Genomic DNA, 16,768 nt, shown 5'->3' with positions numbered 1-16,768 from the left:
AAGAAAGGAACTGGCGTTGTCGCCTGGTTTACGCGGTTCCAGCAGTGCCAGCGCACTGCTGAAAATACCGCAGATACTGCTTGGTGAGCTAGAGAACCGCGAAGGTTCCTTGCGCTTTTGCCACCAGCTTGTCGCCCTGGACTACGTCGGCGTCGACCACCAGGGTACGTCGCCCGGCGTGCAGCACACGGGCGGTGCACAGCACTTCGCCGTCACTGACGGCGCGCATGTAGTTGATCTTGCACTCGATGGTGACGCTTTGCTGGTCAAAGCCATGGCTGGCCGAGCAGGCCAGGCCCATCGCGATGTCCACCAGGCTGAAGATTGCCCCGCCGTGCAGCTTCTGGCCACGGTTGCGCAAGTGCGGCTCGAGCGGCAGGGCCACCTCGGCAACACCGGTTTCCAGGCGTTGCAGGCGGCAGCCCAGCAGTTGGCTGAAGGCGCTTTCGACGTATTCGCGTGGTACGTCCATCACTTCTTCTTCAACTGCTTGGCATTGGCGAACAGGGCGGCCATGGCGTTGTTGGCCGGGGCGGCAGTGGCGGTTTCACGCTGGCGTGGGGCCTGCTGCTGACGGTTGCCGCCATTGCCACGGTTGCCGCCGCGGTTGCCTTCGACCTTCTCGCCCGGTGTGTCGCTCATGCGCATGGACAGGCCGACGCGCTTGCGCGGGATGTCCACTTCCATGACCTTGACCTTGACCACGTCGCCGGCCTTGACCGCTTCACGCGGGTCCTTGACGAACTTTTCCGACAGCGCCGAGATGTGTACCAGGCCGTCCTGGTGCACGCCGATGTCGACGAAGGCGCCAAAGTTGGTGACGTTGGTGACCACGCCTTCGAGGATCATGCCCGGCTCCAGGTCCTTGAGGTCTTCGACGCCGTCCTGGAAGGTGGCAGTCTTGAACTCGGGGCGTGGGTCGCGGCCCGGTTTGTCCAGCTCCTGCAGGATGTCGGTGACGGTCGGCAGGCCGAAGGTTTCGTCGGTGAACTTTTTTGGGTCCAGGCGCTTGAGGAAGCTGCTGTCGCCGATCAGCGAACGGATGTCGCGGTCGGTGTCGGCGGCAATACGTTGCACCAGCGGGTAGGCCTCGGGGTGCACTGCAGAGGCGTCCAGCGGGTTGTCGCCGTTCATCACACGCAGGAAGCCAGCGGCTTGTTCGAAGGTTTTCTCACCGAGGCGGCTGACCTTTTTCAGCGCCGCACGGGTGGCGAACGGGCCGTTGGCATCGCGATGGGCGACGATGTTCTGTGCCAGCGTGGCGTTGAGGCCAGAGATACGGGTCAGCAGCGCCACCGAAGCGGTGTTCACGTCCACGCCCACGGCGTTCACGCAGTCCTCGACCACGGCATCCAGGCCACGCGCCAGTTTCAACTGGGACACATCGTGCTGGTACTGGCCGACACCGATGGATTTCGGGTCGATCTTCACCAGCTCCGCCAGCGGGTCCTGCAGGCGACGGGCAATCGACACGGCGCCACGGATCGACACGTCCAGGTCCGGGAACTCGCGGGCGGCTAGCTCAGATGCCGAGTACACCGAAGCGCCGGCTTCGGAGACCATGATTTTGGTAATTTTCAGCGCTGGATATTTTTTGACCAGCTCGGCCACCAGCTTGTCGCTTTCGCGGCTGGCGGTGCCGTTGCCGATGGCGACCAGCTCCACCGAGTGCTTGGCGCACAGCGCGGCCATGATGGAAATGGTGCGATCCCAGTCGTTTTTCGGCGCGTGCGGGTAGACCGTGGTGTGGTCCAGCAGCTTGCCGGTGGCATCGACCACGGCGATCTTGCAGCCGGTGCGCAGGCCCGGGTCGAAGCCCAGGGTGGCGCGCGGGCCGGCCGGTGCGGCCAGCAGCAGGTCGTGCAGGTTGTGGGCGAACACGTTGATCGCCTCGCCTTCGGCGTTGTCGCGCAACTCGCCGAACAGGTCGGTTTCCAGGTGGGTGTACAGCTTGACCTTCCAGGTCCAGCGCACCACTTCACCCAGCCACTTGTCGGCCGGGCGGCTGCGGTTTTCGATGCCGACGTGGTTGCCGATCATCACTTCGCACGGGTGCAGGGTGCCAGGCAGCTCTTCGCTGACTTTCAACGAGGCACTCAGCACGCCTTCGTTGCGACCGCGGAAGATTGCCAGGGCGCGGTGCGACGGGGCGGTGCGCAGCAGTTCGTCGTGGGCGAAGTAGTCGCGGAACTTGGCGCCTTCTTCTTCCTTGCCCGCTACCACGCGGGCGCTGAGCACCGACTCCTGCTTGAGGAAGTTGCGCAGTTTTTCGAGCAGCGAGGCGTCTTCGGCGAAACGCTCCATGAGGATGTACTTGGCGCCTTCCAGCGCAGCCTTGACATCGGCCACGCCTTTTTCGGCGTTGACGAAGCGTGCGGCTTCGCTTTCCGGTGCCAGGGTCGGGTCGTTGAACAGGCCGTCGGCCAGCTCGCCCAGGCCGGCTTCCAGGGCGATCTGGCCCTTGGTGCGGCGCTTTTGCTTGTACGGCAGGTACAGGTCTTCGAGGCGGGTCTTGGTGTCGGCCAGCTTGATCTCGCGGGCCAGCTCCGGGGTGAGCTTGCCTTGTTCCTCGATGCTGGACAGGATGCTGGCGCGGCGCTCGTCGAGTTCGCGCAGGTAGCGCAGGCGCTCTTCCAGATGGCGCAGTTGGGTGTCGTCCAGGCTACCGGTCACTTCCTTGCGATAACGGGCGATGAAAGGCACGGTCGAGCCTTCGTCCAACAGGCCCACGGCCGCCTCGACCTGCTGGGGGCGTACGCCCAGTTCCTCGGCGATACGGCTGTTGATGCTGTCCATGTAAACCACCTGACATTTGTGAATACGGGGGTCGCCTGTGGGCTTTTCGCCCGGCGGCGCTGGATGAAAGCCGCGCATTATACCCATCGCAAACGGCTTGCGGTGATGGCGCCCGGCCAGCCGGAACTGGCGCCCGGGGAAAAATCTGCTAACAATGCTCACGCAACGTGCAGCAATGGCTACGCCATAATGCGCGGCGATATCAGAGGAGTTATTCATGACCGGCACCGCAAACACCGCTGAAGGTGACAAGATTCTCATCGTCGACGACGACCCGGGGCTTAGCAGCCTGCTGGAACGTTTCTTCACCAGCAAGGGCTACCGTGCCCGCGCGGTGCCCAACACCGAACAGATGGACCGCCTGCTGCAACGCGAGGTGTTCAACCTGGTGGTGCTCGACCTGATGCTGCCAGGCGAAGATGGCCTGTCCGCGTGCAAGCGCCTGCGCCAGCAGAACAACCAGATCCCAATCATCATGCTTACCGCCAAGGGCGATGAGTTGAGCCGTATCAAAGGCCTGGAGCTGGGCGCCGACGACTACCTGGGCAAGCCGTTCAACCCGGACGAGCTGATGGCCCGCGTCAAGGCTGTGCTGCGCCGTCAGGCACCCGCTGTACCGGGGGCACCGGGTAGCGAAGACGAATCGGTCACTTTCGGTGATTACGAGCTGTCGCTCGCTACCCGCGAACTCAAGCGTGGCGATGAAGTGCACATGCTCACCACCGGTGAGTTCGCCGTGCTCAAGGCCTTGGTGATGCACGCCCGCGAACCGCTGACCCGCGACAAGCTGATGAACCTGGCCCGTGGCCGCGAGTGGGATGCACTGGAGCGCTCCATCGACGTGCAGATCTCGCGCCTGCGCCGCATGATCGAGCCGGACCCGTCCAAGCCGCGTTACATCCAGACCGTCTGGGGCGTGGGCTACGTGTTCGTGCCAGACGGAAACGCCGGTAAGTGATGCCTGGCCGTCGATGAAAACCCCGCTCTGGTTTCCGCAAAGCTTCTTCGCCCGCACCCTGTGGCTGGTGTTGATCGTGGTCCTGTTCAGCAAGGCCTTGACCCTGGTCTACCTGCTGATGAACGAGGACGTGCTGGTCGACCGTCAGTACAGCCACGGTGTGGCGCTGACCTTGCGTGCCTATTGGGCTGCCGATGAAGAAAACCGCGACAAGATTGCCGAGGCGGCTGGCCTTATCCGCGTGACCGGCTCGGGTGTGCCCGAGGGCGAACAGCACTGGCCCTACAGCGAGATCTACCAGCGGCAGATGCAGGCCGAACTGGGTGAGGACACCGAGGTGCGGCTGCGCATTCATGCGCCACCGGCGTTGTGGGTCAATGCGCCAAGCCTGGGCCCCGGTTGGCTGAAAGTGCCGCTGTACCCGCACCCGCTGCGCGGGCAGAAAATCTGGAACGTGCTGGGCTGGTTCCTGGCCATTGGGCTGTTGTCCACCGCCTCGGCCTGGATCTTCGTTCGTCAGCTGAACCAGCCGCTCAAGCGCCTGGTGTTCGCCGCTCGTCAGCTGGGCCAGGGGCGCAGCGTGCGTCTGCCGATCAGCGATACGCCCAGCGAAATGACCGAGGTGTACAAGGCCTTCAACCAGATGGCCGAGGACGTCGAGCAGGCCGGGCGCGAGCGTGAGCTGATGCTGGCCGGGGTTTCCCATGACCTGCGCACACCGCTGACCCGTTTGCGCCTGTCGCTGTCACTGCTGAACAGTGACAGCGATTTGAGTGACGACATGGTCCGCGATATCGAAGACATGGACGCGATCCTCGATCAGTTCCTGGCCTTTATCCGCGATGGCCGTGACGAGCCGGTAGAAGAGGTCGACCTGGCGGACCTGGTGCGCGAAGTGGTGGCGCCGTACAACCAGCCGGAAGAACGTGTGCGACTTTGCCTGGAGCCTATTCCGCCATTTCCGCTGCGTAGGGTTTCGCTCAAGCGCATGCTGGGCAACCTGATCGGCAACGCCCTGCACCACGCTGGCAAAGGGGTCGAGGTGGCGGCCTATGTGTCGGGTGACGAGAGTGCGCCGTATGTGGTGCTGAGCGTGCTGGACCGTGGCACAGGGATCGACGAATCGGAGCTGGAGACCATCTTCAACCCGTTCATTCGTGGTGACCGGGCGCGGGGTGGCAAGGGCACCGGGCTGGGGCTGGCGATCGTCAAAAGGATCGCGGCGCAGCATGGCGGGAATGTAGAGCTGCGCAACCGGTCTGGCGGTGGGATCGAGGCGCGGGTGCGGTTGCCGTTGGGGCTGTTGTTACCTCGGAATGCTGTGTGAAATTTGCCGGCCTCTTCGCGGCTAAAGCCGCTCCCACAGGTACTGCACAGGCCTGAGGGCTGTGGTAATCCTGTAGGAGCGGGTTTACCCGCGAAGGGGCCGGTACAGGCTTACATCAGCCTTTACCCTTGGTCCGGGTCTGGTTAGGCCCGCCGTTCTTCTCCAGGTGCTCGATGATCATCCCGGCCACGTTCTTGCCGGTGGTCACCTCGATCCCTTCCAGCCCCGGCGACGAGTTCACCTCCATCACCAGTGGCCCATGGTTGGAACGCAGGATATCCACACCCGCCACACTCAACCCCATCACCTTTGCAGCACGAATCGCGGTAATCCGCTCTTCAGGGGTGATCTTGATCAGGCTGGCGACGCCCCCCCGGTGCAGGTTGGAGCGGAACTCACCCGGCTTGGCCTGGCGCTTCATCGAGGCAATCACTTTGTCGCCCACCACGAAGCAGCGAATGTCGGCGCCACCGGCCTCCTTGATGTACTCCTGAACCATGATGTTCTGCTTCAGGCCCATGAACGCCTCGATCACCGACTCGGCCGCCTGGGTGGTTTCACACAGCACCACACCAATGCCTTGGGTACCCTCCAGCACCTTGATCACCAGCGGGGCACCATTGACCATCTGGATCAGGTCGGGGATATCGTCCGGCGAATGAGCGAAACCGGTGATCGGCAGGCCAATGCCGCGTCGTGACAACAGCTGCAACGAGCGCAGTTTGTCGCGCGAGCGGGCAATGGCCACAGACTCGTTGAGCGGATACACACCCATCATCTCGAACTGGCGCAGGACTGCGCAGCCGTAGAAGGTGACCGAGGCACCGATACGCGGGATGACCGCGTCGAAACCTTCCAGCGGCTTGCCGCGGTAGTGAATCTGCGGCTTGTGGCTGGCAATGTTCATGTAGGCCCGCAGGGTATCGATCACCACCATTTCGTGACCGCGCTGGGTACCGGCTTCGACCAGGCGGCGGGTGGAATACAGACGCGGATTGCGCGACAGCACAGCGATCTTCATGCAGCACCTGTGGCAGGAGAAAGAGTGGCCGGAAAGGCCGGTTTGTCTTGTACGTATTTCAGGCCAGGGTTGACCACCAACTGGCCGTGAATCAGGGCCTTGGAACCCAGCAACAGGCGGTAACGCATGTTCTTGCGGCAGGCCAGGGTGAACTCCACTTCCCAGACACCATCGCCCAAGGCCAGTGACGTGCGGATGACATAACGGGTCTGGGCCTGGCCGTTGGAGCTCTTGATGGTTTTCATGGTCACCAGCGGTGCTTCGCAACGGCGGTGGCGCAGTTGTACCACCGAGCCCAGGTGCGCAGTGAAGCGGACCCAAGGCTGGCCGTCGCGCTCGAAGGGTTCCACCTCGGTGGCGTGCAGGCTGGAGGTGCTGGCGCCGGTGTCGATCTTGGCGCGCAAACCGGCCACGCCGAGGTCAGGCAGGGCGACCCACTCGCGCAGGCCGATCACAGTCAAATGGTCAAATGTCTTCACGAAACGCACCCTGCGAATGAGGTGGTGAACTGTAAGCACGGCGGGGATTTTTTGCATCCGCTGGTTACGGTAGTACAGTTCGATGAAACACAGTGTTCGAGGTAACGGGATGGCACAAAAAGCCGAAGATGACGACAAGGTTCGCCTGGACAAGTGGCTGTGGGCGGCGCGTTTCTACAAGACGCGGGCGCTGGCCAAAGCGGCGATCGAGAGTGGCAAGGTGCATTGTCGGGGCGAGCGTTGCAAGCCGGGCAAGGAACCGCGTGTGGGGGACGAATTTGTGCTGCGCACCGGGTTTGACGAGCGCACCGTGGTGGTGAAGGCGTTGTCGGTGGTGCGGCGTGGGGCGCCGGAGGCGCAGACGTTATACGAGGAAACCGAAGAAAGTGTGCGCCGGCGCGAGCAGGCGGCCGAGTTGCGCAAGGCGGGGGCCATGGGCGTGACCACCGATGGCCGGCCGACCAAAAAGCAGCGCCGACAGATTCACCAGTTGCATGGGAATTTTGAATAGCTGGGGCCGCTTTGCGGCCCATCGCCGGCAAGCCAGCTCCCACAGGTACTGCGCAAGCCCTGAAACTTGTGCGATCCCTGTGGGAGCTGGCTTGCCGGCGATGGGCTGCGCAGCCGCCCCGAGGATCTAGCGCACTACCGCCAATCGCCCGACCAACGGTAGCCTGGCTGCAAGGTTGAACAACGGCGCCGTCCAACGCACCAGTGCTGCGCTACCCTTGGCCGCCAGCGGCGTGTAATAGCTCCAGCCCAACGCCAGCACCGCCATCAGCAACCCGCCGATGTAGTCATCCTGCCCCCAGTGAGCACCGGCCACCAGGCGCGGCAACATGAACAGCACCGCCAGCCCCCAGATCACCAGGTACTGCACCAGCCGGCGGCTGAACACGCTCATGAACAGTGCCCAGATCAACAGCACCGAAGCGTGATCCCCCGGGAAACTCTTGCTGGAACGGTCCTTGAGCTCCCAGGCCGCCTCCAGGTTCGGGTAGTAGTCACTGAGGTGGACGACGTCGTCAAACATCATCGACGGGCTCTTGTGTTGCCACCCGGCTGCATCCACCCACTTGGAAAACAGCGCGCGAATCACCACTAAGAGGAGTAGCGTGACCAGAAAGCCGAAGAAGGCCTGGCGAACTTGAGCAGCCTTGAACACCCAGTCGCCCCGGATAAGCACCGCCAGAAGGATCAGGCCGACAACGATGTCGAACGGGCGCAGGCTGCCGACGGTCCAGATGTAGCGCCAGGTGGTGCTGTCGGCCAGCGGCGCATTGAGGCTGTGGAACAGCCACTCGTCGAAAGTCAGGCACAAGATCTGGCCAATGGGCCATAACCAGAAACACAGTAGAGCGATGGGTAGCAGCGTGCAGGCTGCCAATGGCCCCAAGGACCACCTTGCTTGGAACAGTGGTCGATTGTCCATAAAATACCTCTATTGCAAACAGGAATCGGAGCGCCTTGTGAGCGCTCTGTCACGGGTTCTCGCAGGTTTTTCGATAACCCTTGTAACCATTTTGTCATCATTTTTAGATAGCCAAAACCTATGAGCGATTTGCCTGATACCGATTTCACCCAACGTTTCATCTTCGACGAGCGCGATGTGCGCGGCGAGTGGGTGTCTCTCGATGACAGCTACGCCGCGGTGCTGGCGCGTCACGAGTACCCACAGCCGGTCCAGGCACTGCTCGGCGAGCTGATGGCTGCCACCGCCTTGCTGGTGGGGGCTTTGAAGTTTGATGGCCTGCTGATTCTGCAGGCGCGTTCCGCAGGGCCGATCCCGCTGCTGATGGTGGAATGCTCCGGTGACCGCGACATCCGCGGCATGGCCCGTTACGAGGCAGACCAGATTCCGGCAGACGCCACCCTGTCGCAGTTGATGCCCGACGGCCACCTGACCCTGACCATCGATCCGGTCAAGGGCCAGCGCTACCAGGGCACCGTGGACCTCGATGGCGCCAACCTGTCGGAGTGCTTCACCAACTACTTCGTTCAGTCGCAGCAGCTCAACACCCGCTTCTGGCTCAACGCTGAAGGTGGCAAGGCCCGTGGGCTGCTGCTGCAGCAACTGCCGCGTGACCGCCAGCCGGACGATGAAGAGCGTGAAGAAAGCTGGCAGCACGTCGTGGCATTGGCCACCACGCTCAAGGCTGATGAGTGGGCGCTGGACAACGAAACCCTGTTGCACCGCCTGTACCACGAAGACGCTGTGCGCCTGTTTGATATCCAGCCACTGCGCTTCAATTGCAGCTGCTCCCGCGAGCGCTCCGGTAATGCGCTGGTCAGCCTGGGTGAGCACGACGCCAAGGCGTTGGTGGAAGAATGCGGTGGGACGGTGGAGATCGATTGCCAGTTCTGCAACGAGCGCTATTTCTTCGATGCCAGCGATGTGGCGCAACTGTTTGCCGGTGGCGGCACGGACGTAGCCTCAGAAACTCGTCACTGAAACGTTTAATTGCAGGGAAATCTCCTGTCGAATTGCGCAAAAGCGCGGTTACGACAGGAGGGGCCTACTTTTTTTGGGCGTTTCTGGCATAATCCGGCCACTTTTTTCGCTGTAGTAGTTTTTTCAAGACAACTACAAAACGTTTGGAGCACTCGGCCTCGGGCCGGATGGGGTATCTCATGACGCAAGCCAACAACACCGTGTACACCGACCTGAGCGTCGATGAGCTGGTAAAAGAAGCGCTGCAACGCGGTGAAGGCGTACTAGCCGATACTGGTGCACTGGTCGTGGAGACTGGTCACCGTACTGGCCGTTCGCCGGCTGACCGTTTCATCGTCGAAGAACCTTCCACCCAGGACGCCATTTCCTGGGGCCCGATCAACCGCAAGTTCCCGGCCGACAAGTTCGATGCCCTGTGGGACCGCGTCGAGGCGTTCAACAACGCCCAGGATCACTTCGTTTCCTACGTTCACGTAGGGGCGGCCGCCGAGCACTACCTGCCGGTGAAGATGACCACCCAGACTGCCTGGCAGAACCTGTTCGGCCGTTGCCTGTTCATCAACCCGGAGCAGTTCAACCCGGCTGGTCGCGACCAGTGGCAGGTCCTGAACGTCGCCAACTTCGTGTGCGAGCCTGAGCGTGACGGCACCAACTCCGACGGTTGCGTGATCATCAACTTCGCCCAGAAGAAAGTGCTGATCGCAGGCATGCGCTACGCCGGCGAAATGAAAAAAGCCATGTTCTCGGTGCAGAACTTCCTGCTGCCGGCTGCCGACGTACTGCCAATGCACTGCGCGGCCAACATCGGCGAAGAAGGCGATGTGACCCTGTTCTTCGGCCTGTCCGGCACTGGCAAGACCACCCTGTCGGCCGACGAAAGCCGTTACCTGATCGGTGACGACGAGCACGGCTGGGGCGAAGGCGTTGTCTTCAACATGGAAGGCGGCTGCTACGCCAAGTGCATCGACCTGTCCGAGAAGAACGAGCCGGTCATCTGGAAAGCCATCAAGCACGGTGCAGTGCTGGAAAACGTCGTCCTCGACGCCAACAAGCACGCCGACTACACCGATGTCAGCCTGACCCAGAACAGCCGTGCGGCCTACCCGCTGGAGCACGTTGCCAAGCGTTCCGAAGCGAACCTGGGCGGCGAGCCTAACGCAGTCATCTTCCTGACCTGCGACCTGACCGGTGTTCTGCCACCCGTTTCGATCCTGAACAACGAGCAGGCGGCCTACCACTTCCTGTCCGGCTACACCGCGCTGGTCGGTTCGACCGAAATGGGCTCGGGCGGCGGCATCAAGTCGACCTTCTCCACCTGCTTCGGCGCACCGTTCTTCCCGCGCCCGGCTGGCGAGTATGCCGAGCTGCTGATCAAGCGTATCAACGGCTTCAACTCCAAGGTCTACCTGGTCAACACCGGCTGGACCGGCGGTGGCTACGGCGTTGGCAAGCGCTTCAGCATCCCGACTACCCGTGCGGTGATCGCTGCGATCCAGAGCGGCGCGCTGGTCGGTGCTGAAACCGAGCACCTGGACATCATCAACCTGGACGTGCCAAAGGCCGTTCCGGGCGTTGAAACCGAGCTGCTCAACCCGCGCACCAACTGGGCTGACAAAGCGGCCTACGACGAGGCCGCCAAAGGCCTGGCCAAGCTGTTCATCGAAAACTTCAAGAAGTTCGAAGTTTCCGACGCCATCAAGGCTGCTGGCCCACAGCTGTAAGCTGAGCCTAGCCGCAACGAGAAAGCCGCCCTTAGGGGCGGCTTTTTTGTTCCTGCTAATCAGCACGGTCATTGTGGGAGCGGCCTTGCGTCGCGAAAGGGCTGCGTAGCAGCCCCAGGATTTCAGTGATGTATAGATTGCCGGGGCTGCTCTGCAGCCCTTTCGCGACGCAAGGCCGCTCCCACAACGGATCGCAGGCAGCCAAAGTCCGGAAATTCTGTTTCACTGTCAGCATCCATTGCGAAGACAAGAGCCAGACAGATGACCGAATCCCCTCAGCGCACTGCCTTCTCCCACTTCCACCCCATCCTTACCCGCCCTCAGGACAACGACCTGAACGGCCATATCGCCGGCGCCACCGTGCACGGTTTCTTCGAGACGGCCATTCAAGCGTTTCTTGTAGAGCAGGCCGAGCTGGACCTGCGTGACGGTGAGCTGGCGGCCTTCGTGGTCAGTTCGGCGGCGGACTTCTACGCGCTGCCGGGCTTCCCGGATGTACTGGAGGTGGGCTTGGGGATAACGCGCCTGGCGGGCAGCACGGTGGAGTACCGCCTGGCGCTGTTCCGCCCGGGCGAACCAGAGGCGTGCGCGGCAGGCACGGTGGTGCAGGTGTTCATCGAACGGGCCAGTGGCCGGCCTGTGACGCTGCCAGAGGCGCTGCAGGTGATCCTGTCCGGCCTGGTGCTGGAACCACAGGCATAAAAAAGCCCCGCCGGCAGGGGCGGGGCTTTTGTTGCCGGGGCGAGGCCCTCAGGCATTAGTCGCGCCAGTGGCGCTTGTGCTTGCGGTGGCCGTAGTGGTGGCCACGGTCGTAGTGACGACGGTCGTCATAGTCGCGACGGTAGCGGCGGTTCTCGTGGCGCTCGTCTTCGTCGGCCTTGTTGCCCATGTAGTTACCCAGTGCGCCACCGGCACCACCGCCGGCTGCTGCGCCAATGTAGCTACCAGTGGTGCCGCCCACCGAGCGACCGACCACGTTACCGCCTGCAGCGCCCAGTGCGCCGCCGATAGCGGCCTCACCGCGCTGGCGCTTGTCGGCGCCCAAGGCACCGCCGGCTGCGCCGCCAAGACCGGCACCAATGGCGCCACCGGTGCTACCACCGATGGAGTTGCCCACCACTGAGCCCAGTACCCCACCCAATGCGCCGCCAATGCCGGCCTCGGTGGTGCCGCCTGCCATGGCCACGCCGCTGAGCAAGCTAAAAGACAACAACAGAATCGAGGAGTACTTCTTCATCAAGAGAGCCTCATAAGGATGACGAGGCGAATTTGAGGCTAAGCGGCGTGGCTGGCAAACGAAATCCGACGAGTAACACGAGTTGTACACAATTCTCTAAGTTACTGTATTTGCTGTGAAACTTTATCGATTTTCGGCTGTCTGAGACCTTTATGACAAAGCCCTGAACCGTTACGGAACAGGGCTTTTTTCGTTTTTACAGGATACGCCCGTCGTCCTGCGCCCGCTCCAGTTTGATGGCGATGAACTTCGAGGTTGGCGTATGGCTGCCATCGCCAATGCTCTCCAGCGGCACCAGCGGGTTCACCTCGGGGTAGTACGCCGCCGCCTGCCCGGCCGGGATGTCGAAGGCCAGCAGGGTGAAGCCCTGCACCCGGCGCACATGCTCATCCCCCCACAACGAGACGATGTCCACTTTCTGCCCCGGCTGGAAGCCCAGGCGGATGATGTCGGCTTCGTTGGCGAACAGCACCTCGCGCTGGCCGCGCACACCACGATAACGGTCGTCCAGGCCGTAGATGGTGGTGTTGTACTGATCGTGCGAACGCATCGACTGCATGATCAGATCCGGCAGTTGGCCGCTGGCGCGCACGCGTTCGTCGAGCAACGTATCCGGCAACAGGTTGGCCTTGAAGTTGGCGCGGCCGGTGCTGGTCTTCCACTCGCGGCTGGCGGCGCTGTTACCCAGGTAGAAGCCACCGGGGTGTTGCAGGCGCTGGTTGAAATTACTGAAGCCCGCGATGGTATCGCCGATCAGGTCGCGAATACGGCCGTAGTCGGCCACCAGCCAGTGCCAGTCCACCGGTTGCTTGCCCAGGGTGGCGGCGGCAATGCCGGCTACCACTGCCGGTTCCGAGCGCATGTGCGTCGACAGGGGTTTCAGTTGGCCGTTGGAGGCATGGACCATGCTGAACGAGTCTTCCACCGTTACCGCCTGCGGCCCGTCGGCTTGCAGGTCGATGTCGGTGCGGCCCAGGCACGGCAGGATCAGCGCCTGCTTGCCATGCACCAGGTGGCTGCGGTTGAGCTTGGTGCTGATGTGCACGGTCAGTTCGCAGTTGCGCAGCGCCTGGGCGGTACGTTCGGTATCCGGCGTGGCTTGGGCGAAGTTGCCGCCCAGGCCGATGAATACCTTGGATCGGCCCTCCAGCATGGCGTGGATCGCTTCGACGGTGTTGTGGCCGTTGTGCCGCGGTACGGGGAAGCCGAAGCGTTTTTCGATGGCATCCAGCAGCGCTACCGGTGGGCGTTCGTTGATGCCCATGGTGCGGTCACCCTGCACGTTGCTGTGCCCGCGTACCGGGCACAGGCCTGCGCCTGGTGCGCCAATGTTGCCGCGCAGCATCTGCAGGTTGACGATTTCCTGGATGGTCGGCACCGAGTGGCGGTGCTGGGTGATGCCCATCGCCCAGCACATGATCACCCGTTTGCCACGGCAGTACATGCGCGCGGCCAGTTCGATATCCGCCAGTGTCAGGCCGGACTGTGCCTGGATGTGTTCCCAGGGTGTGGCATCCACCACTGCCAGGTACTCGTCGACGCCGTGGCCATGCTCGGCGATAAAGGCATGGTCGAACACGGCCGGTTCGCCTTTGGCCTGGGCCTCGCGTTCCCACTGCAGGACGAACTTGGCCATGCCGCGCAGCATCGCCATGTCGCCACCCAGCGCCGGGCGGAAGAAAGCGGTGTTGGTCGGCCGGTCGCTGTTGGTGAGCATCTCCAGCGGGTTTTGCGGGTGCTGGAAGCGCTCCAGGCCACGTTCCTTGAGCGGGTTGATGCACACCACCTGGGCGCCACGCTTCACCGCATCGCGCAGCGGGTCGAGCATGCGTGGGTGGTTGGTGCCCGGGTTCTGGCCCCAGACGAAAATCGCATCGGCATGCTCGAAGTCGTCGAAGGTGACGGTGCCCTTGCCGACACCGACGCTCTGCCCCAGGGCGACGCCACTGGCTTCGTGGCACATGTTCGAGCAGTCGGGGAAGTTGTTGGTGCCGTAAGCACGGACGAAAAGCTGGTACAGGTACGCCGCTTCGTTGCTGGCGCGCCCCGAGGTATAGAACTCGGCCTGGTCAGGGTTGGCCAGTTTGTTCAGCTCGCGGGCGATCAGGGCGAAGGCAGCATCCCAGCTGATGGGTTGGTAGCGATCGCTGGGGGCGTCGTAGACCATTGGCTCGGTCAACCGGCCTTGGTACTCCAGCCAGTAGTCGCTCTGCTGCAGCAGCGAGGTGACGCTGTAACGGGCAAAGAAGGCGGCATCCACGCGGCGCTTGGTCGCCTCCCAGTTCACCGCCTTGGCGCCGTTCTCGCAGAACTTGACCATGCCGCTTTCCGGCGAGTCGCCCCAGGCGCAGCCCGGGCAGTCGAAGCCGCCGTTCTGGTTGGTCTTGAGCAGGGCGCGAATGTTCTTCAGCGCGTTGTCGCTGCCGACCCAGGCCTTGGCCACGCTGCGCAGTGCGCCCCAGCCACCGGCGGGGCCGTGGTAGGGCTTGTAGCGAGGGGTGGAGGCTGGGGCGTTGTCCGGAAGGTGCTGGTACGAGGTCACGGCTGTTACGACTCCGCCGCTGGGCTGTAGACCCGCGGTGCGCTGTGCTTGGGCAAATGGATGAGGTTGAGGTTGTGCTTGCGCGCCCATTGCAGGGCAAGGCCGGTGGGTGCCGACAGGCTGACCAGGGTCTGGATGCCGGCACGCAGCACCTTCTGGATCAGCTCCAGGCTGCAGCGGCTGGTGACGATGGCCAGGCCGCCCTGGCTGTCGATGCCTTGGCGCAGCAGTGCGCCGATCAGCTTGTCGAGGGCGTTGTGCCGGCCGATGTCTTCGCGGCCGAGCAGCAATTTGCCATGGCGGTCCATGAACAGCGCAGCATGTACGGCGCCGCAATGCTGGCCCAACGGCTGGAAGGCATCGATACGCTCACGCAGGCCGGCCAGCCACTGGGCCGGGGGCAAGGGCGCACCGGGCAGCACGGCCAGGTCCGGCAGGGCCTGCTCCAGCGCTTCGACCCCACACAGGCCGCAACCACTGGTGCCGGCCAGTTGCCGGCGCTGGTTTTTCAGGTTCCAGAAGGCCCGGCTGGAGATTTCAAGGTCGGCGTACATTGCCGAACCACTGCCGGAGAGCTTCAGGTCGTAGATTTCGGCCGTGCCTTCGACAATGCCGCTACCGACGCTGAAGCCTACGGCGAAGTCTTCCAGGTCGGTGGGGCTGACCAGCATCACTGCCTGGTTGAGGCCGTTGTAGACGATGGCCAGGGCTACTTCTTCGGCCAGCGGCGTGCTGTCACGTTTGGCGTCACTGAGCTGGACGTAATCGTAGGTGTTGCTGGCGGCGGGCATGGACAAGGGCGATGAGGCCGCGCAGACCGGAGGTTTGCTGTTCATCGGAGGCGTTGAATACCGGCGGCTTTCTGATAGCACAAGCCTAGGCTTGCGGGCCGGCGGCGTCTAATCGCTAGGGTCTATGCCTTGATAGACCGCGTCGATTGGTCGCACAGGGGCAGGAGGGGAAAAGCTGGCCTAGACTGCTGTGTCCGAGGTTTCGTCAACAAGGAGAACGCAATGAGCCTGTTCAGTTTCGTGAAGGAAGCCGGCGAGAAGTTGATCGACCTGCTGACCCCCGGTAACGCCAATGCCGAAGAGCAGTTGAAAAAACACGTGGAAAGTGTCGGCCTGGGCAACCCGAACATCAGTGCCACTGTAGAGGGTGACAAGATTATCCTCAAGGGTGAGGTGGCCAGCCAGGAGGAGAAGGAGAAGATCATTCTCGCCGCCGGCAACATCAATGGCGTTGCAAGTGTGGAGGACCAGATTACCGTAACCGGGCCGGTGGTGGTGGCGGCCAGGTTTGTTACGGTGAAGAAGGGCGACACGCTGTCGGCCATTTCTTTGGCGGTCTATGGCAATGCCAACCAGTACAACAAGATCTTCGAGGCCAACAAGCCGATGCTGTCGCACCCGGACAAGATCTATCCGGGGCAGGAGCTTCGTATTCCTGAATGATTTCTTCCGCCTGTACCGGCCCATTCGCGGGCTTGCCCGCTCCCACAGGTACAGCGCCAGTCGTGAATGTGGCGCTGTACCTGTGGGAGCGGGCGAGCCCGCGAAGAGGCCCTCACAGGCCTACCAATAGTTCCCGGTAATCCTCGACTGCGGCAAACTCTTCGGTATCCCGTGGCCCAGCCTGGCTATCCGGCTGGCGCACCGCCAACAAATGCCCCACACCAAACCGCCGCGCACTGCGCAGTATGGCCAACGTGTCATCGATAAACAGGCTGCGCGCCGGCTCAAAGCCGATATCCGCCTGCAACGCATCCCAGAACTGCGGGCTCTCTTTCGGGTAGCCATAATCGTGTGAGCTGATCAGCCGCTCGAAATACGGCGCCAGTTCCACCCGTTCCAGCTTCAGCGACAGCGAATCACGATGCGCGTTGGTAATCATCACCACCCGCTTGCCGGCTTGGCGAATCGCCGCCAGGAAAGTATCGGCATCCGGCCGCAGGGCAATCAGGTCGGCGATTTCCTGCTTCAGCTCGCGAATCGGCAGGCGCAACTCGCGGCTCCAGAAGTCCAGGCAATACCAGTTCAGCGTGCCGGCATTGCGTTCGAACAGCGGCTGCAGCTCCATTTCCGCCATGGCCCGGCTTACCCCGTGCAGCTCGGCATAGCGTTGGGGCAGGTGCTCCAGCCAGAAGCGGTTGTCGTAGTGCAGGTCGAGCAGGGTGCCGTCCATGTCCAGCAGGACGGTATCGATGGCAGACCAGGGAAGAACAGGCATGGGAAA

At 62.6% G+C, this 16,768-nt stretch carries 16 protein-coding genes; 7 read left to right on the top strand and 9 right to left on the bottom strand.

The annotated features are described in order from the left end of the window. Positions 1–88 precede the first annotated feature (88 nt). Complete coding sequence (locus tag N436_RS21690; RefSeq protein ID WP_110741914.1) at positions 89–472, bottom strand: PaaI family thioesterase; 384 nt, start codon at positions 470–472, stop codon at positions 89–91. Then, positions 472–2,796 (bottom strand): Tex family protein, encoded by a 2,325-nt coding sequence (locus N436_RS21685; protein WP_110741913.1) that lies wholly within the window; start codon positions 2,794–2,796, stop codon positions 472–474. The genes N436_RS21690 and N436_RS21685 overlap by 1 nt, the downstream gene beginning before the upstream one ends. A gap of 217 nt (positions 2,797–3,013) precedes the next feature. Between N436_RS21685 and ompR the strand changes: the two genes are divergently transcribed. Then, positions 3,014–3,754 carry a two-component system response regulator OmpR gene (ompR, locus tag N436_RS21680; protein ID WP_016484407.1) on the top strand — a complete coding sequence of 247 codons (741 nt, stop codon included), beginning with the start codon at positions 3,014–3,016 and terminating at the stop codon, positions 3,752–3,754. 13 nt (positions 3,755–3,767) lie between these two features. Then, a complete protein-coding gene (locus N436_RS21675) occupies positions 3,768–5,081 on the top strand; it encodes an ATP-binding protein (RefSeq protein ID WP_060501261.1) in 1,314 nt (437 codons plus the stop codon). A gap of 115 nt (positions 5,082–5,196) precedes the next feature. Here the strand turns inward: N436_RS21675 and rimK are convergent, their stop codons facing one another. Beyond that, positions 5,197–6,102 carry a 30S ribosomal protein S6--L-glutamate ligase gene (gene rimK, locus N436_RS21670; protein WP_012316721.1) on the bottom strand — a complete coding sequence of 302 codons (906 nt, stop codon included), beginning with the start codon at positions 6,100–6,102 and terminating at the stop codon, positions 5,197–5,199. Continuing rightward, positions 6,099–6,581 carry an ATP-dependent zinc protease gene (locus N436_RS21665; RefSeq protein ID WP_025754077.1) on the bottom strand — a complete coding sequence of 161 codons (483 nt, stop codon included), beginning with the start codon at positions 6,579–6,581 and terminating at the stop codon, positions 6,099–6,101. Before N436_RS21665 ends, rimK begins: the two co-directional genes overlap by 4 nt. Before the next feature lie 109 nt (positions 6,582–6,690). On the opposite strand from N436_RS21665, the gene N436_RS21660 reads away from it, so the two are divergent. Continuing rightward, complete coding sequence (locus N436_RS21660) at positions 6,691–7,092, top strand: RNA-binding S4 domain-containing protein (protein WP_105947392.1); 402 nt, start codon at positions 6,691–6,693, stop codon at positions 7,090–7,092. A gap of 126 nt (positions 7,093–7,218) precedes the next feature. On the opposite strand, the gene N436_RS21655 is transcribed toward N436_RS21660, so the two are convergent. Further along, a complete protein-coding gene (locus tag N436_RS21655) occupies positions 7,219–8,013 on the bottom strand; it encodes a phosphatase PAP2 family protein (RefSeq protein WP_105947391.1) in 795 nt (264 codons plus the stop codon). Between the two features lie 120 nt (positions 8,014–8,133). On the opposite strand from N436_RS21655, the gene hslO reads away from it, so the two are divergent. From hslO to N436_RS21640, 3 genes are all read left to right on the top strand, one after another. Beyond that, positions 8,134–9,033 carry an Hsp33 family molecular chaperone HslO gene (hslO, locus tag N436_RS21650; protein ID WP_105947390.1) on the top strand — a complete coding sequence of 300 codons (900 nt, stop codon included), beginning with the start codon at positions 8,134–8,136 and terminating at the stop codon, positions 9,031–9,033. A gap of 179 nt (positions 9,034–9,212) precedes the next feature. Next, entirely contained in the window at positions 9,213–10,754 is a 1,542-nt protein-coding gene (locus tag N436_RS21645) for a phosphoenolpyruvate carboxykinase (protein ID WP_016714468.1), read from the top strand. A 261-nt stretch (positions 10,755–11,015) separates the two neighbouring features. Next, the gene (locus N436_RS21640) at positions 11,016–11,456 is read left to right on the top strand and encodes a thioesterase family protein (protein WP_110741912.1); all 441 of its coding nucleotides are present in this window, start codon (positions 11,016–11,018) and stop codon (positions 11,454–11,456) included. Positions 11,457–11,511: 55 nt separating this feature from the next. On the opposite strand, the gene N436_RS21635 is transcribed toward N436_RS21640, so the two are convergent. The 3 genes from N436_RS21635 to fdhD form a co-directional block, all read right to left on the bottom strand. Further along, positions 11,512–11,991: a glycine zipper domain-containing protein gene (locus tag N436_RS21635; RefSeq protein ID WP_060501250.1), complete on the bottom strand. Its 480-nt coding sequence runs from the start codon at positions 11,989–11,991 to the stop codon at positions 11,512–11,514. A 196-nt stretch (positions 11,992–12,187) separates the two neighbouring features. Further along, positions 12,188–14,533, bottom strand: a complete 2,346-nt coding sequence (locus N436_RS21630) for an FdhF/YdeP family oxidoreductase (RefSeq protein WP_110741911.1) — start codon at positions 14,531–14,533, stop codon at positions 12,188–12,190. A gap of 5 nt (positions 14,534–14,538) precedes the next feature. Next, on the bottom strand, positions 14,539–15,369 hold the full coding sequence (gene fdhD, locus N436_RS21625) for a formate dehydrogenase accessory sulfurtransferase FdhD (protein ID WP_110741910.1): 831 nt from the start codon (positions 15,367–15,369) through the stop codon (positions 14,539–14,541). Between the two features lie 177 nt (positions 15,370–15,546). Here fdhD and lysM point away from each other — a divergent pair, with 177 nt between their 5' ends. After that, complete coding sequence (gene lysM / locus N436_RS21620) at positions 15,547–15,987, top strand: peptidoglycan-binding protein LysM (RefSeq protein WP_110741909.1); 441 nt, start codon at positions 15,547–15,549, stop codon at positions 15,985–15,987. A 112-nt stretch (positions 15,988–16,099) separates the two neighbouring features. Here lysM and yrfG read toward each other — a convergent pair whose 3' ends face one another. After that, positions 16,100–16,762, bottom strand: coding sequence for a GMP/IMP nucleotidase (gene yrfG, locus N436_RS21610; protein WP_019096888.1), 663 nt, complete (start codon positions 16,760–16,762; stop codon positions 16,100–16,102). Positions 16,763–16,768: the final 6 nt, after the last annotated feature.

It is taken from the genome of Pseudomonas sp. RV120224-01b (assembly GCF_003208145.1).
Lineage (GTDB): Bacteria > Pseudomonadota > Gammaproteobacteria > Pseudomonadales > Pseudomonadaceae > Aquipseudomonas > Aquipseudomonas monteilii.
The sequence above is the reverse complement of the archived record's forward strand: the minus strand, read 5'-3'. Positions and strand labels throughout refer to the sequence as shown.

Bases quoted from the DNA above. Each gene is read 5' to 3' on its own strand.
- N436_RS21690 (WP_110741914.1), bottom strand. From the start codon at position 472: ATGGACGTACCACGCGAATACGTCGAAAGCGCCTTCAGCCAACTGCTG.
- N436_RS21685 (WP_110741913.1), bottom strand. From the start codon at position 2,796: ATGGACAGCATCAACAGCCGTATCGCCGAGGAACTGGGCGTACGCCCC.
- ompR (WP_016484407.1), top strand. From the start codon at position 3,014: ATGACCGGCACCGCAAACACCGCTGAAGGTGACAAGATTCTCATCGTC.
- N436_RS21675 (WP_060501261.1), top strand. From the start codon at position 3,768: ATGAAAACCCCGCTCTGGTTTCCGCAAAGCTTCTTCGCCCGCACCCTG.
- rimK (WP_012316721.1), bottom strand. From the start codon at position 6,102: ATGAAGATCGCTGTGCTGTCGCGCAATCCGCGTCTGTATTCCACCCGC.
- N436_RS21660 (WP_105947392.1), top strand. From the start codon at position 6,691: ATGGCACAAAAAGCCGAAGATGACGACAAGGTTCGCCTGGACAAGTGG.
- N436_RS21655 (WP_105947391.1), bottom strand. From the start codon at position 8,013: ATGGACAATCGACCACTGTTCCAAGCAAGGTGGTCCTTGGGGCCATTG.
- hslO (WP_105947390.1), top strand. From the start codon at position 8,134: ATGAGCGATTTGCCTGATACCGATTTCACCCAACGTTTCATCTTCGAC.
- N436_RS21645 (WP_016714468.1), top strand. From the start codon at position 9,213: ATGACGCAAGCCAACAACACCGTGTACACCGACCTGAGCGTCGATGAG.
- N436_RS21640 (WP_110741912.1), top strand. From the start codon at position 11,016: ATGACCGAATCCCCTCAGCGCACTGCCTTCTCCCACTTCCACCCCATC.
- N436_RS21635 (WP_060501250.1), bottom strand. From the start codon at position 11,991: ATGAAGAAGTACTCCTCGATTCTGTTGTTGTCTTTTAGCTTGCTCAGC.
- fdhD (WP_110741910.1), bottom strand. From the start codon at position 15,369: ATGAACAGCAAACCTCCGGTCTGCGCGGCCTCATCGCCCTTGTCCATG.
- lysM (WP_110741909.1), top strand. From the start codon at position 15,547: ATGAGCCTGTTCAGTTTCGTGAAGGAAGCCGGCGAGAAGTTGATCGAC.
- yrfG (WP_019096888.1), bottom strand. From the start codon at position 16,762: ATGCCTGTTCTTCCCTGGTCTGCCATCGATACCGTCCTGCTGGACATG.